Origin of the sequence: Colwellia sp. Bg11-12 (genome assembly GCF_014076955.1) — a bacterium.
GTDB lineage: Bacteria > Pseudomonadota > Gammaproteobacteria > Enterobacterales > Alteromonadaceae > Colwellia_A.
In genome coordinates this window covers 89,553-105,538 of the sequence record NZ_JACGUZ010000072.1, presented here as the reverse complement: position 1 = coordinate 105,538, position 15,986 = coordinate 89,553, and the positions used below count along the sequence as shown (strand labels likewise).

The window sequence follows — 15,986 nt, the reverse complement described above, 5'->3', positions numbered from 1 at the left end:
GGCGATGACAATGAAACAAATTAACGTGTTCACATTGACAAAATGTTTAATGGTTTGTCTATTGTTGCAAACGAACTTCACCCAAGCGGAGATACCTGAACCTGACAATTTATTTTACGGTTCTATTTCTCTCGATAGTCTATTGTTAACCTCGACTGATACTCATGTCACTATTGTCGTTAAAAATAATGGTGAAGAAATTGCAAGTTACCGTTTGGGAGATAATCCTATTATTGAAAACCGCTATGTATTGAATATTTTGATAGATTCGTTAAATGCGCGAACTGAAAAAATTGCACGTATTGGTGATACGTTGACATTACATTATCATTCAGGAAGTCTCGTCAGCAAAGTAGGAGAAATGGTGATTGAGGAGCAAGGAGTAGCAACTGAATTTAACATATCACTGCTCTCTTCTGATCTTCATGAGGAGGATGATTTAACGGCTAACGACTCTGATGGTGATGGTATACCTGATGAGGTTGAATTAGCAAACGGATTAAACCCATTTGATGCTTCGGATGCACTTCTAGATAGTGACGGTGATGGTATAGATAATTTAAGTGAATTCTTAGCCGGAACTGATATTCAAAAGGATGAACAGCCACCTTTAGTTATTGCGCCAGGGACACTTGTTGTTTCAGCAACAGGATTATATACCCCGATAAATTTAGGTGTTTCGGCTGCTTTTGATCAAAAAGATGGTGAATTGACCCCATTGCCCGATGGAAATGGATTTTATGCACCGGGTAAATATACCGTAACTTGGACATCGTCAGATGCTGAGGGCAATCAAGGAATCGATACACAAATTTTAATGGTAAATCCCTTAGTTAACTTTTATGCAAATAAATTGGTCGCGGAAGGTGAGCGAGTTAACGTAACAGTAGAATTAAACGGTTATGCTGCGAAATACCCTGTAACCATACCTTTTGTCGTCACAGGCACTGCTGAGGCAAATGGAATTGACTATACGTTAATAGAAAGTCAAATTGAGATTGATAGTGGTTTGGTTGGTAGTACTGAATTATTGGTGGTTGACGATATGATATCGGGGGAAAATATTGAGTCTATTATTTTCACTATGGGTACACCAATCAATGCTGTTGTTGGCAATAAAAATACTTTTGTTGCCAGTATCACCGAAGAAAACATTGTCCCTCGTGTCAAACTGGTTGTTGAACAAGATAATCAAAAGACAAATATTGTTGTTATCGGTATGGGAAATATTAACGTTACAGCGGTAGTAGAAGACCCAAATATACAAGATACCCATAGTTATGATTGGTCGTTAAGTGATAGTAACTTAGTAGATGTTGATGGAGATACACTTAATTCTATTTTAGCTGTCGATTCAACTGCCCTGACAGCTGGAATATATAAAATTTCATTGCTGGTAACTGACAGTGAAGGAAATAATACTAACGTTGAACACTATATTGAACTTCTACAGGAAGCGCCTTTATTAACAGACGTTGACAGTGACGGAGATGGGGTTGCTGATAATATTGAAGGTTTTCACGATAGTGATGGCGATGGTATTGCGCAATATATGGATGCAATAGCACAAATACATTTAATGCGAGCGAATTCACAAGTGAGTAATGCTTATATAATGGAAACTGAGATAGGCTTACAGATTTCATTAAATGAGGTTTCCTTGAATGTTGGAAATAGTTCGCCTTCGATATCGATGGCGGAGCTGCAAACTGTTTTTCCTAACTTACAAGAAGAAAGTAGAGTTTTTAATGGTGGTATTTTTGACTTTCGTGTCTCAGGTATTTCTGAATCAGGTGCTTCAATAAAAATTATTATCCCTCAATTAGCAGCCATTCCTGATGAGGCTACTTATACTAAATTACATATCGAGGATTTAAGCTGGCATCAATTTGTAGAAGATAATAAAAATATATTATATTCAGCGCCCGGAGCTATAGGCTTCTGTCCTGCGTCAAATGACAGCTCTTATGTAGAAGGTTTAGTTGCAGGGTATTGGTGTGTAATGCTTGAGATAGAAGATGGTGGAGTGAATGATGCTGATGGCAAAGCAAACAAAACAGTTGTTGACCCCGGTGGCGTACAATCACCGATTGTTACCGAGGCACCACCTCCAACACCTGAGCCGTCAATTCCAATAGAATCTAGTAAAAGTAGCAGCGGTGGTAGTTTTGACTTTGGTCTATTGTTTCTACTTGCTCTGTTTTTTACTTGTAATCGTCGTATTTTATTCAGATCAAAGGTTGTGATCTGATAAATTGCTCTGTATTTATAGTTAGGGCTTCTAATGGTCGTAAATAGTCTGTTTTCAATTGGATAGGCTATTTATCTCTTATTTTTTAAGAGAATATTAACTTTTTATAAAAATGGTTTTTCTACTAAAAAAGTTTGTGTCTTTTTAATTTCTAAATTTATTCGAATACGCCAAATTTATTCGAATTTAAATGCTTTTTCTGACCAACACATTTACTTTTGTTCGAAGCAGCTATGATAAAACCCCATTGTTGTATGTAAATAATAGTTAAGATGAAAATGTTGGATTTATAAATGGCTGGTATATGTGTTTTATATGTTAATAAGCTACCTTGAACAGAGATAGATATGGCTTAGTTTATATGCATTATTGTAAAATTAAAAAGCCGCTTTCTTAGCGGCTTAGAAAGTCGTTCAAGCTATTAAATACAACTATATGTTTACAGCGTCTTTTAATGCTTTTCCTGCTTTAAATGCAGGTACCTTAGCTGCAGCTATTTGTATTTCAGCACCAGTTTGAGGGTTACGACCAGTACGAGCTGCACGGTCATTTACTTTGTAAGTACCAAAACCAACTAACGCTACATCACCACCATTGGCTAATTCAGTCGTAACAGAGCTAATTAGACTATCTAACGCACGACCAGCAGAAGCTTTTGAAATGTCTGCGCCTTCAGATATTTTAGTTATCAATTCACTTTTGTTCATTATTATTATTCCTTTTATTGTTGTTATAAACATACTAAAAAATAACAGTGAATAGAGCAATATAAATTGTCTTCTATTAGTCGTAGTTAATGCCTAGGACTAACTCAGAAAGGTTAAAAAACTAGCCTTTATGGTTTGCCTGTTCGTTATGTACTTAAATACTCTTACCTAAACTAACCAAATATACACCTGAAACATCCACCTTTCGCACGAGTGATATAAACTAAGTCTCCACCATGATTGATCATAATCTGTTTAGAAAGGCTCAAACCAATACCTGAACCTTGCCGCTTAGTCGTAAAGAAAGGCACAAAAATCATCTCTATTACATGCTCACCAATACCTGAACCATTGTCAGCAACTTCAACGTAGAGTTGTTGCGCATTGTTTTGGGCGACAGTTATTGATATATGATTATTAACCACATAATTCCCTACTAATTTTAACTGTTCATTACTATGTGATTTTACCGCTTCTATAGCATTTTTAATCAAGTTAATAAGTACTTGTTCAATTTGAGCACTGTCTAACATGACCAATTGTTTATTTTGTATATCAATCGTTAGGGTGGTATTACATTCGCTAAGTTGCTGTCTATGCAGTATTTCGATTCGCGTTAAAATAGTAGCTAATTGAGTCGGGACTAAATTTGGCATCGGTAAGCTGCTAATTTGTCGAAAGCTAGCGATAAACTCACCTAAGTATTGCGTACGAGAAGCTAAAGTATTGAGTGCTAAGGTTAAATCTTGTTTATTTTCTTCATCAATAAAGCTAAGATCTTTGGGTATTAATCCCTGACAAGTTTGTGCAATAGAAGCTAAAGGGGTTATGGTATTGGCAACTTCATGCGTAAGTACGTGAGTAAGTCGTTTATAAGCCTGTTGTTCTTTGTTTAATAACAACTCATGAATTGATTGTAAGGTAACAATCTTAACCTCTTTTCCCTGTATTTCAGCAATACTCACTTGCAGCGTTAACGTGTCTTCCTGCTCTCCATGTTGCCATTGCACTGTACTATGCAAGTTCTTCTGTGCGGCTAAAATAATAGTACCAATATGACTAAGTTCATTGACATGGCCGACACTTTTGCCTAATAACTTCGTAACCGCGGGGTTAGATTCAATAACATTACCTTCATCGTCGAAAACGATAACAGCAAGATCTACATGTACCAGTAACGCTTTTAAAAATTCGCTTTGTCGCTCGGCAGCAAACCGTGCTGATTGCATTTGTTGTTTCACCCCATGAAAATGCTGGCGCATGGGGTGATTATGGCTAAATCCCAAGGTATTATCACCATTAGCTAGCGCTCTTACCACTTGTATAAGTTGTTGATCTTGGCGCTTAAAACAGGTCAGTAATGAAGCTGTTAATGAAATTGATATCACGAGTACCAAAAGTAAAGTTGAAGACATGCCAATCGTATTGTAAATCCAGGTCAGCAATGCAATACAAGCCAGTAAAGCAACAAGGTTAATGACCAATAATAACGTGGGGCGATTATATAAAAAATTCATAAGATAGATTTCATTAAATTAAGTAATAGGGGAATAACTGGAGATCAATTATAGATCATGTTTTTTTAAACGACGGTACATAGCACCACGCGTCAAGCCCAGTGCCTTTGCCGCTTGGGTAACATTTCCCTGATGATGCTTAAGGGCAGCACGGACAGCGCGTTGCTCTAATATCTCTAAATTGAAGCAGTCGTAAACTCTATTATCAATACCAGTATCAATCTCATTTTTTATAGATATATCAGGTAAATTAGTTCCTTCGTCGATAGCTTCTTTTTCAGTTTTTGTAGTTGTGTTTGCGCCTATTACCGAACAAACATCTAATACACCACAGTCACTTAAGATAACGGAACGTTCAATTACGTGAGCCAATTCTCGTACATTACCGGGCCAAGCATATTGGCAAAGCAGGTTCATATCGTCGGGTTCAATAGACAAGTTTCTTTTATATTTACGGCTAAAGTGCTCAAGATAATATTCAGTAAGTAAGGGAATGTCATCTACTCGTTCGCGTAAGGGGGGCAAGCGTATTTCTACGGTATTAATGCGGTAAAGTAAATCTTGTCTAAAACGGTTTTCATACACCGCTTGAGGCAAGTTTTCATTGGTGGCGCAGATGAGTCGAATATTGACATCTATCGGTTTTGTACCACCAACAGGGGTGATCTGACGATTTTGCAAGGCGGCTAATAAAGTCGCTTGTTGACTCAAGGGGAGGTTGCCCAATTCATCTAAAAATAAGCTGCCCTCATGGGCGAGCTCAAATCGACCTGTTCTATCAGCTTTAGCGTCGGTAAATGCACCTTTCTTATGCCCAAAAAGTTCGCTTTCAAATAAACTTGTGGCTATCGACCCCATGTCTAAACTAATAAAAGCTTCATCACTTCTGTTACTTGCTAAGTGCACAGCATGTGCTGCTAGCTCTTTACCCGTACCACTTTCACCGGTAATTAAAATATTAGCATCCGTTTCAGCCGCTTTTTTAATGGTGTTAAAGACCTGTTGCATTGCAGAGCTTTGGCCTAAAAAATCAAAGTTTTTACCTTTTAGCGCGTGATTTAACCCTAAGGTTTTTCGAGTTAGTTTTTCTACTTTTTGTTTATCTTGAGCATGAGCGAAGCCCGCGGCAATTACGGCTAATAGCTGTTCATTCTTCCAAGGTTTGGCAATAAAGTCAGAAGCACCCGCTTTTATAGCGTCAACGGCTAATTGAATATCACCGTAAGCCGTCATTAGCACAACAACTACTGACGAGTCTTGGGCTAAAATTGACTTGAGCCAATAAAAGCCTTCCTGACCACTTATCGCATCATGGTTAAAGTTCATATCCAGCAATATAACTTCTATTTTCTGCTCGTTAATCATCTTTTCAATGTCAAAAGGATTATCTGTTGTTACCACGGTTTGATAATGTTGCTTAAGCAATAATTGGGCAGCAATCAAAACATCAAGGTTGTCATCAACAATTAAAATTGAACCCGCTTGCTTCATTGTTATTATCCATTTTTAGCATTTTTTTTAGTCTACCTATATTTGATAAAGGCGTCTAGTAATTGCCTGTCCATAAATGGACGCTTTGCTGGTTTATGTACCATTAATGGACGCCTCTAGCTGTCGGTAAAATCAAGTGAGAATAATTAAGTTATTGTTTTTATTGTATTTGATTGTGTTTTGGTTTTTGGCACAAGTCTTGTAATAACAATTGATAATTAGGGCATCAATATCTTATAAAGCTAAACGCGAGTTAATAGGAAGACACTAAATGGATAACTTAAATGGATAAAAAAATAATCAAATCTCCGTTCAAAAAGTATGTAAAGCATAGTATTTACGGTGTGATTATTTTTGCTATAACCTTCGCGGCTTATAGCTTTAGTCAATCAAGTACAGAAGGACGTAGCCATAACTTAGCGATAAATACCCTAACTATAAGCTCAGTGACTCAAGGTACATTTGTCGATGCTTTAAGTTTGCGTGGTCAAGTTGTACCAAAAACAACCATTTACCTTGATACCACTTCGGGTGGCCGTGTAGAACAACGTTTAGTTGAACAAGGTGATTTTGTTAAAAAAGGACAACCTTTAGTGCGTTTAAGTAACACAAACTTGCAGCTTGATGTGATGGGGCGAGAAGCACAAGTGACAGAGCAGCTCAATTTTCTGCGTAACACCCAAATGAATATGGAAACAAGTCGATTAGATTTACGCCGTGACTTATTAGAGGTTGAATTACAGATCAGCCACTTAAAGAGACGTGCAAAACAATCATCAACTTTGGTCAAAAAGGGCTTGTTGGCCAAAGATAGACTCGCAGAAGTAGAAGATGATCTAAATTATTATAAAGCCAGAAAAGTACTAACCATGGAGCGTCAGAAACAAGAAAACAGTATACGTAAAGTACAAGTACATCAGCTAGAAGAAAGCGCTATTATGCTAGAAAAAAACCTACAATTTGCCCGTGAAAATTTAAACAATTTGTTAATAAAAGCCCCCGTCTCAGGTTATTTAAGTGAGTTCAATGTTGAACTTGGTGAATCAAAAGAACGTAGTGCCCGCCTCGGACAAATTGATATCCCCAATGAATACAAATTAGTCATTCGCCTTGATGAGTTTTATTTAAGCCAAGTACAACGTGGATTAGCCGTTATGGTTGAGCTTGAAACGGGTGATTTTATGGCTAAAGTCAGCAAAATTGATAGCCGAGTTAATCAATCACAATTCCAAATTGAAGTTGATCTACCAACCGATGCTGGCAACATAAAACGTGGACAAAACATTAATGTTGAATTGATGTTAGGTGGTGACAAAGAACAAGCTTTATTGCTTAAACGTGGTGCATTTTTTAGCAATAGTGGTGGGAATTGGGCCTATGTACTTAACGAAGAGGGTAGTAAAGCGGTTCGAAGAACAATTAGCTTAGGGAAAAAAAATCAAAAGTATTTTGAAGTATTGTCAGGCTTGTCACTAGGCGAAAAAGTGATCACATCAAGCTATGGCAATTTCGATAAAGCGCAAAAGCTGCAATTAAACTAATTAGAATTAAAGGAATAACAATAATGATTAAAATAAATAACTTAAGCCGTATTTTCCGCACGTTAGATCTAGAAACAGCCGCATTAAGTAATATTAACTTAACTGTAAACGAAGGAGAGTTTGTGGCCATTATGGGCCCATCCGGTTGTGGTAAATCAACTTTATTATCGATATTGGGTATGCTCGATTCTCCTTCCTCAGGCAGTTTTGATTTTGATGGCTGTGATATCGCCAAGTTCAATGAAAAAAAGTTAGCTCAGTTACGTAAAGCTTCAATTGGTTTTGTCTTTCAAAGCTTTAACTTAATCGATGAACTTACCGTTTATGAAAATGTAGAACTGCCACTGCAATACCAAAAGATTAGTAAGGGTGAACGTAAACAGCGTGTTGAAGCGATTTTAAAACGCGTTGGTATTGACCACAGATCTGATCATTTACCACAACAGCTTTCTGGCGGCCAGCAACAGCGTGTCGCCGTTGCTCGTGCTTTAGTTATCAACCCAAAACTGATTTTAGCCGATGAACCTACGGGTAACCTAGATTCAAAAAACGGTGATGAAGTTATGGCGATGTTACGTGAACTCAATAAAGAAGGCACCACAGTAATTATGGTCACTCACTCAGAAAAAGAGGGTGATTATGCCGATAGACTAGTGCGACTTCTTGATGGTCAAATCATGCTTGATAAAGCTAATCAAGTTGGTATAAAAGTGGATATGCAGTCTGAGGTTGCCTAACATGATCGTTAATTATTTTGTTACTGCGTTACGCGCTATTAAAAAAGACAAACAACATTTTTTTCTTAATGTCAGTGGCTTTAGTGTCGGTATCGCCGCGGCTATTTTGATGGCGTTGTTTGCACAGCATGAATTGTCCTATGACAAACATCAGCCAGACAGCGAACGGGTATACCTTGCGCATACTGATTGGACCTCGATAGGATTACAGGCAATTTCACAGAGTAGTTATAGTAATGCCGAAACATTTAAAAACCATAGTCAGGTAGAAGATATATTTAGATTAGTAAAGTCGGATGATCTCAGCCGGCTTAATCTAGGAGGGAGTAAACTAGTACAAGTGGATGGCAATGATTATCGGCTGAACAACTTTTATAGCGCAAGCACTAATATTCTCGACTTCATTGCCTTAGATATTATCGCCGGTGATATCACTCAGGCCTTAACACAACCGAATCAATTGGTATTAAGTGAATCAGAGGCATTGCGCTTGTTTGGCGAGTCTCTAGTGGTTGGTCGCACTTTAAAAAATCAGCAAGGCCAATATACTATCGGCGCTATTTTTAAGGATTTAGCACAGAATAGCCATGCTCAGTTTGATAGTTTAATTCACATGCCAGCTAAGTTTATTCAAGAGGGGCAAGGTTATGCTTATTACAAGCTTTTAGCTAATACCGACATAGCCAGTTTTGAGCAACAATTGACCACTAAGTTACACAAATCATGGGGCCAAGAGGGGAGTAGCACAATAACCATGACCTTAATAAACATGGAAGATTTACACTTAAAAAGCAATGGGCCGTTTGTGATGAAAGAAGGTGGATCATCGACAGTATTGCAAATTTGCATTGCTTTGAGTGTTATGTTGATCGTGATTGCTAGTATCAATTTTATCAACCTCAATATTGCCCAATCGGCTAAACGTGCTAAAGAAGTGGGTGTTCGTAAGGCCTTAGGAGCAAGCAAATGGCAATTAGTGGGCCAGTTTCTAACCGAATCATTTTTGGTAGTAACTCTGGCAGCCTTGATCGCTTTTACTCTAGTAGAAACGAGCTTACCCGTATTTAATCAAATGGTGGATAGGCAGCTTAGTTTGAATTCTGGTTTTATATTATCAGCTAGTATTTTGATCTTAGCCATAGGCTTGTTGTCAGGCCTTTATCCTGCGCTATTTGTCGCTTCTTTTAGTGCCAAACGTGTACTCAGTGGTGATTTAGTACGAGGCGCTACTGCTGTTTTTGTTAGAAAACTAACCCTGTGTTTACAGGGCGCTTTATCTGTCGGTTTAATTATTGCCGCGATTTTTTTATCTCAGCAGATTAATTTGATTGACAACCTAGCCGTTGGTTATGAAAAATCATCACGTTTGGTGATAAAAGAGCTACCTTCTGAGGCCTTATACACACAAAAAAATAACAGCTTATTGACTTCGATTAGAAATTTCCCAGGAGTTGAGCAAGTAACTCTTTCTAGTATCGACTTAACCAATGATATTAAAGGTAGCTTGTATTTAAGTTGGCCAAATGGGGAAACATTAACTGGCCCTCAACCTACGATAGCCACTGGTTATTATGCGGTTGAAACCTTAGGACTTACACTGCTTGCCGGTCGTGATTTTTCGCCTCAGTTCAGTGGTGACTGGTATCAGATTGATGATGCAAAAAATAGCACTGTCGGAGTATTAGTCAGTCGCCGCATGGTGGAATTAGCTGGTTATCCATCGCCAGAGTCAGTTATTGGCCTGACATTGATGGACACAGAATCTAAACTTACCGCTAAAGTGGTTGGCGTTATTGAAAATGTTAAAGTTGGCTCGGCTCGGCAACAAGCTTTGCCAATATCCATTAACTTGGGGTTTTACGGCCCCCTTAGCACAGGACATATCATTATTAAGGCGAGCAATGCCAATATGGCTAAGCTACGCAGTCAAGTTCGTCAGCTAATACGCCAAGAATTACATTTAAGTGACGTAAAAATAACCACGCTTGCTGATGATTACGCCAACGCCCATAAAAACGAACACAGGGCATTAGAAATGGTCACTCTTTTTAGCTTGTTGGCCATTTTCCTCAGCTGTTTAGGCACTTTCGGTTTAGCGTCGTTTGCTACTCTTCGCCGTCAGAAAGAAGTGGCGATGCGCAAAGTGTTAGGTGCGTCACGTTTAAGTATCGTGAACTTACTCGCAAAAGAGTTCCTACTATTAGTGGCAATAAGTATTGTTATCGCCTATCCACTTAGTTACTGGTTGATCGGTGACTGGTTAGCTAACTTTAATGAACGTATCGAGCAAACAGTTTGGGTTTACGTTATTGCCGCAGCAATGATTACTGTGATCACTTGGCTTACCGTGGCAAGCTTGGCCTTTAAAGCGGCCAGTAGCAGACCCTCACTTACTTTACGTGACGAATAGTAATGAACGTTAAGGTTTATTAGTTTTGAGCGATTAGTTTATAACAATCGCTCAATAGGGAAAAATATAGTTGGCTAACGATCGTACCTAGAAATTTTAGCCAACTACAATTCCCCGTTAATAGCTTGTCCAGATATTTTTAACTTTAAAAGGATTAATTAAAGTGCCACATGTCTTCGGATCAGAACATCTAAAGCAAACGTTATCAATCACGTTAAATAAATTTGTATTATTGATTTTTTTATTTGTGATTGCGTATTTCGGATATGAAAAATATGCTTTTGATAATGCAGAACAAATTGAAGCTTCGGTTCTAATTTTAACCCCTCAAGTTAATGATATATATTTTTTAGACATGAGATTACTCAGTAATAATTTAGAACGTAAACACAAATATAGATTAGCTAAAGTGGTAAGTGTTACGGGTAATAATGTGGCTATAGTTTATGGAAGGGTTTTCTATCAATGGAAAAATTCAGTAGTCAATCGCATTAAACACGATGATTTAAATAACCATAATTATTTTAAGTTAATACCCGATTATATTCCTTTTAGCACAATCAAAAAAATGAAAGCTAGCGGAGCTATTTATTTAGTTAAACGGCCAATTCAAAATAAACTTTATGGTAAATACGTTAACTAAGATTTCAAGTGGTTGTATTGTCACAGAGGTCGCCCTATGTTTAATTAGTTCTATTATGTAAGGTGTTTAATTGGCTTGGAATAAAGTGCAATATACAAACCATTCAAGCAAGCTCTTCTACAGTTGGCTAGGTTCCTCTTTATCTCGATAACGCCGCCTAACGAAATAGCATTAACATCCAGTATTTCCAAGTTTCAAGCAGTAAGTACCCCATGAATAGGCCATTTTTTATTAGGAATAGCATCGTTATGTAAGAGATTTTATGTCAGCTCTGTGATCATAAAATTTCTTACATAACACGTATACTATTCCACATTCGAGGCATTAGTGAGTGATTCAAATTAGGTGTTTTGTAACGCCGATAAGACATACCTCACTTTCAAAGCTCTTCTTTATCTAACAATTCCATTAATCCAACCAGTGCAGCGAAAAGTACTCCCCCCACAGGCCAAACAATCCAAGTTACACCCCAGTCCATCGTCCATAAGCTCCAGCCAAGAAATATAGCTGTTAGCAAAGGCCAGTAGAATGCAGCAAGCTTTTCAGCGCGTTTTGTACGTTTACTTTTAGTGGTCGCTAAACAGCTATCTTTTAGAATATGGTTGTAGGCATCATATTTAGCAGAGACAGGAGCTACAATGAATATTCCTGCGGCTATCATAAGGAGCAGTACAATTAACATCATTAAAATTGTATCTGAACCATTAGCAAATATGCTAACAAACATCAGAGGGACAAAACTGAAAATGAACATAAATATACCTACTGACAGCCTTCGATTATAAGTAACTCTAAACTTTTTTAATTTTTCTTTAAAAGCACCGTGCACACCATAGGCCAACTCGAAGGCTTCATTATCTATCACATCGGTATCACTTTCATATTGGTTGATTTTGATAAAAAAGCTAATGCCAATAGAGATCATAACCAAAATACTCGCAACTCCTATTGCTGCTGCGATATCACCTGTCAAATTTAATCTATTTGTTTCAGCCATTGCCAAGAAGAAAAACAGTGGTATTACTGAGCAGACACAAAACATAACCCCCTTAGTAATTAAGGCTGACACTTCCATCTTATTTTCAATATACTTCGCCGCTTGTTCCAAGCTAATTAGAATGGTGTCAGGCTCTTTACTTTCATCTAGGGAATCAAATGCTTCAATTTTATCCTTCAGCAGAAAGTCGGTTGAAACGTCAAAAAGCTCTGCTAATATAATTATTCTATTTAAATCAGGTATGCTATTAGTACTTTCCCATTTAGAGACTGACTGCCTAGAAATATTCATCTTTTCAGCCAATTCTTCCTGCGACCAACCAACTTGTTTTCTTAATCTAACAATTTTTTCTGCTAATATCATAAAGTTCATTCCTTCATCTGTAGTTGAGTGGTAAGCATAAAAATTCAGGTGGTTGCAGACCAGCAAGTCAGGTTGTTAATTTGTCAACCAGCAGTTGCAACTAGTCTAAGTGTTTAAATTTTAATGTTATTTTTATGCCGATAAGCTGGTTTTATTTAAAAACTCCAACCCGAATATAGTTCCTAACTATCAGTAGATTATTAATATAATGGCAAATTTCTATATATAAAAGCTCTATCAGCACAATGCATTAACCGTGTGCCACTAGAGCTAATTTTGTATGCTAGAGTCTTTTATGTTTACTAAGTGATCTTGAACTTGGATTCATTACTGACTGTTTAAGGTTCAAAGTTAACGTTCAATAACCGAAGGTGAACGGTATCAATGAGCCCTAAAGCAGACCGTAGCTACTACGACACCGAGACTTCCGCTTTGCGCACAAAGTGAGCGTTAATAATTCAAAAATGGCTATTTATTAAGACAAATTCGTGTCTACATTAGGCCAGCTTTGTAGCATGAGTGACAGTTTATTTAATTAGTCGGTTTGAGTTTTTGTTAAATAATGTTGAAGGTTAACAAAATTATAATTGTTAATAATATAGGTTTGTAAAAACTTAATTACAAAGTAATGCTTTTTATTTAAGAACAAAAAAAAAGACCTCAACTCACCATATAATTTCAGCAATATATCACTATTTTTAAAGCGATAATTCAAATATATTATTAAGATCATCTCTAGAGCCTGCCACTAAATCAGCTAAAGTGTATTTATTTAAGGTACTGATAAAAGACTCTTTTGCCTCATTTAGAATACTTTTGAATTTGCAAGCGGGTAATATCCGACATTTTTGTGTTTCACAATCAATAATTTCTAAAGTACTCTCCATTAAAATAACCATATCTCCAACATTTATATTTTCAGGCGATAACTTTAAGAAAAATCCCCCACCTTTTCCCCGCTGTGTTTCAATAATTTTTGCTTTACCTAATTGGTGCACTATTTTATTAACGTTGTTTCTAGAAATATTATATAGCGTACTAACAGCATCAATACTGGCTTTTTCATTTTTGGGCAAAAGAGCGAGATAGATAAGAATTCTCATTCCGTAGTCTGTATGGCGAGTTAAGTGCATATATTTTCCTTTTAGTACTCTACATATTTCTAAACATAAATCTGGATTATTGTGCTTTAAAAAACGGCCCAAGCCCAAAAATTTGAGTAGACTTTAAGATATGCCGGGTAGCTCGTCAATTGACTTTAGCTTATCTATTTAAAAATTATTTTGTCAGCATAAATGCCTGTGAATAAATAAAGACGAGCATTTATGAAATCGTCAATAACATGCATTTGACATGTATTATATAGGAGGCATACAATAAGGTACATACAAAATGTATCTATTGATTTTGTTTATTTTATTATTAAGAACAAGGAATACTGTATATGAAAAACTTAAAGACAGATGTTGTTATTATCGGTGCTGGTCCTGTTGGAATATTTCAAGTATTTGAATTAGGTTTGCAAGGCCTCAAAGCGATAGTTGTAGATAGTGTTCCTGAAATCGGGGGGCAGTGTTCGCAACTTTATCCAGATAAACCTATCTATGATATTCCTGCTATTCCTATTGCTTCAGCCCAATCGATAATTGATGCGTTAGAGAAGCAAGCATCTCCTTTTAATCCAGAGTATTTGTTATCACAAAAAGTTATAGAGATTCATAAAGAAAGAGACAATTTATTTTTTGTCAAAACAGACAAAGGTATTTTACTTGAATGTAAGTCAGTAATTATTGCCGCAGGAAGTGGCGCTTTTGAGCCCGTTCGTTTAAAAGTGAAGGGAATTGAAGAGTTTGAAAACCGTCAACTTTTTTATAAAGTAAAAGACAAAAATTTATATAAAGATAAAAATGTTGTTGTTTTAGGTGGTGGTGATAGCGCTTTTGACTGGGCACTTACATTACAGCCCATTGCACAGAGTGTTCTGATGATTCACAGAAGTACTAACTTTAGAGCATCTGAAGCGAGTATTAATAAAATGGAGCAGCTGTGTGCAAGTTACGATATGCAATTTTTAAACGGGCAGGTCGTTGATTATACGAAAGACGGAGACTCACTAAGTAAGCTTATTGTTCAGTCTTCAGGTTTAAAAAGAACGGTTGATGTTGATCATTTACTTGTTATGTTTGGCCTCTCGCCAAAAATTGGACCCATAGCTGATTGGAACTTTGAAATGAACCGTCATCAAATTTGTGTCGACACCGAAAAGTTTCAAACATCAATTCCAGGTATATATGCTGTCGGAGACATAAATTACTATCCGGGTAAAAGAAACTTAATTTTAAGTGGTTTTCATGAGTCAGCATTAGCGGCTTTTGCTATTAAGCAGTCAATGGATACGACAAAGCGTGTTGCTACACTATATACAACCACAAGCCCTATTCTACAAAACTTGCTTAAATCTGAAGATATAGCTACTAATTAAATGTGATCAAAAATTTAGACGGTTAAAGTTAGGTCAATATTTAACTACGCCACGACAAAGCGATAAGGCTTATTATAACGTTAAGGAGCATCAAATGAGATTTCATCAATTAAAAGAAATATATGAACATGTAATGGAAATCAATCAAGAATTGAATGGTTTATATAGCTGTTTTTTAGAAAACACTAAAGATGAACGAACACGTATTTTTCTTCATTATGTCATTGAAAAACAATCAGAGAATATTCAAGGCATTAAGAAATTAATTAGCGATGAATCTATTGGTGTGCTCAGTACGTGGCTTGACGAGGATATTGAACATCAGATATCAGCGCGTATTAATAGTTTTAAAGCAAAGCCAGATGTGAGTATTGATATTGTGCTTGATATGACCACAGAAATAAGATTTCAGCTAAATGATTGGTTACTCCTTATTAAGGGACTAGTTTCAAGCGAAACCGTTAAAACCCATCTTGAGAATTTAATTGAATTTCAACAGCTAAAGTCTCAACAACTTATGCACGCCGTTCACCGCATGGATGATATTTAACAACGTACTGTGATAGTCTTTTCTACAGGCAATTATCATGTTGTGTGTATGTATAACATTAAGCAAAACACCTAACACCGATTTTACAGTGAAGTATTACCAATCGGTGGTGAAAAAATGAGTGGGTAGATACAAAATAGAGTATGTCGTTAATTCTGCAATGCATATTATAGCTGGTGTTATCTCGAAGGCTAACATCAATAAGCTTGCAGGGATTGGTTATCATAAAATCCTAACAAAAATTTTACGTGTTAAAAGTACCGCGGGCTACTTTTACTGCCTGCATACATTTTAGCC

12 protein-coding genes are annotated in these 15,986 nt (G+C 36.8%); 7 read left to right on the top strand and 5 right to left on the bottom strand.

Annotated elements, in window-relative coordinates; all coding sequences use genetic code 11:
• The first annotated feature begins 10 nt into the window (after positions 1-10).
• On the top strand, positions 11-2,251 hold the full coding sequence (locus H4J39_RS12040) for a thrombospondin type 3 repeat-containing protein (protein WP_182228616.1): 2,241 nt from the start codon (positions 11-13) through the stop codon (positions 2,249-2,251).
• 431 nt (positions 2,252-2,682) lie between these two features.
• On the opposite strand, the gene H4J39_RS12035 is transcribed toward H4J39_RS12040, so the two are convergent.
• The 3 genes from H4J39_RS12035 to H4J39_RS12025 form a co-directional block, all read right to left on the bottom strand.
• On the bottom strand, positions 2,683-2,958 hold the full coding sequence (locus tag H4J39_RS12035) for an HU family DNA-binding protein (RefSeq protein ID WP_182228614.1): 276 nt from the start codon (positions 2,956-2,958) through the stop codon (positions 2,683-2,685).
• Positions 2,959-3,131: 173 nt separating this feature from the next.
• Positions 3,132-4,475, bottom strand: a complete 1,344-nt coding sequence (locus H4J39_RS12030) for a PAS domain-containing sensor histidine kinase (protein ID WP_182228613.1) — start codon at positions 4,473-4,475, stop codon at positions 3,132-3,134.
• 48 nt (positions 4,476-4,523) lie between these two features.
• Positions 4,524-5,966: a sigma-54 dependent transcriptional regulator gene (locus H4J39_RS12025; protein WP_182228612.1), complete on the bottom strand. Its 1,443-nt coding sequence runs from the start codon at positions 5,964-5,966 to the stop codon at positions 4,524-4,526.
• 284 nt (positions 5,967-6,250) lie between these two features.
• On the opposite strand from H4J39_RS12025, the gene H4J39_RS12020 reads away from it, so the two are divergent.
• The 4 genes from H4J39_RS12020 to H4J39_RS12005 all read left to right on the top strand — a co-directional run bounded on the left by H4J39_RS12020 (position 6,251) and on the right by H4J39_RS12005 (position 11,297).
• Entirely contained in the window at positions 6,251-7,507 is a 1,257-nt protein-coding gene (locus H4J39_RS12020) for an efflux RND transporter periplasmic adaptor subunit (RefSeq protein WP_182228611.1), read from the top strand.
• Positions 7,508-7,530: 23 nt separating this feature from the next.
• On the top strand, positions 7,531-8,244 hold the full coding sequence (locus tag H4J39_RS12015; RefSeq protein WP_182228610.1) for an ABC transporter ATP-binding protein: 714 nt from the start codon (positions 7,531-7,533) through the stop codon (positions 8,242-8,244).
• 1 nt (position 8,245) lies between these two features.
• Positions 8,246-10,654, top strand: a complete 2,409-nt coding sequence (locus H4J39_RS12010) for an ABC transporter permease (RefSeq protein ID WP_182228609.1) — start codon at positions 8,246-8,248, stop codon at positions 10,652-10,654.
• A 163-nt stretch (positions 10,655-10,817) separates the two neighbouring features.
• Positions 10,818-11,297: a hypothetical protein gene (locus tag H4J39_RS12005; protein ID WP_182228608.1), complete on the top strand. Its 480-nt coding sequence runs from the start codon at positions 10,818-10,820 to the stop codon at positions 11,295-11,297.
• Positions 11,298-11,676: 379 nt separating this feature from the next.
• Here H4J39_RS12005 and H4J39_RS12000 read toward each other — a convergent pair whose 3' ends face one another.
• Together H4J39_RS12000 and H4J39_RS11995 are read right to left on the bottom strand one after the other, a co-directional pair.
• Positions 11,677-12,657, bottom strand: coding sequence for a helix-turn-helix domain-containing protein (locus H4J39_RS12000; protein ID WP_182228607.1), 981 nt, complete (start codon positions 12,655-12,657; stop codon positions 11,677-11,679).
• A 698-nt stretch (positions 12,658-13,355) separates the two neighbouring features.
• Entirely contained in the window at positions 13,356-13,790 is a 435-nt protein-coding gene (locus tag H4J39_RS11995; RefSeq protein WP_182228606.1) for an Rrf2 family transcriptional regulator, read from the bottom strand.
• A 311-nt stretch (positions 13,791-14,101) separates the two neighbouring features.
• Between H4J39_RS11995 and H4J39_RS11990 the strand changes: the two genes are divergently transcribed.
• Positions 14,102-15,139, top strand: coding sequence for an NAD(P)/FAD-dependent oxidoreductase (locus H4J39_RS11990; protein WP_182228605.1), 1,038 nt, complete (start codon positions 14,102-14,104; stop codon positions 15,137-15,139).
• 94 nt (positions 15,140-15,233) lie between these two features.
• Positions 15,234-15,689, top strand: a complete 456-nt coding sequence (locus tag H4J39_RS11985) for a hypothetical protein (RefSeq protein WP_182228604.1) — start codon at positions 15,234-15,236, stop codon at positions 15,687-15,689.
• Positions 15,690-15,986: the final 297 nt, after the last annotated feature.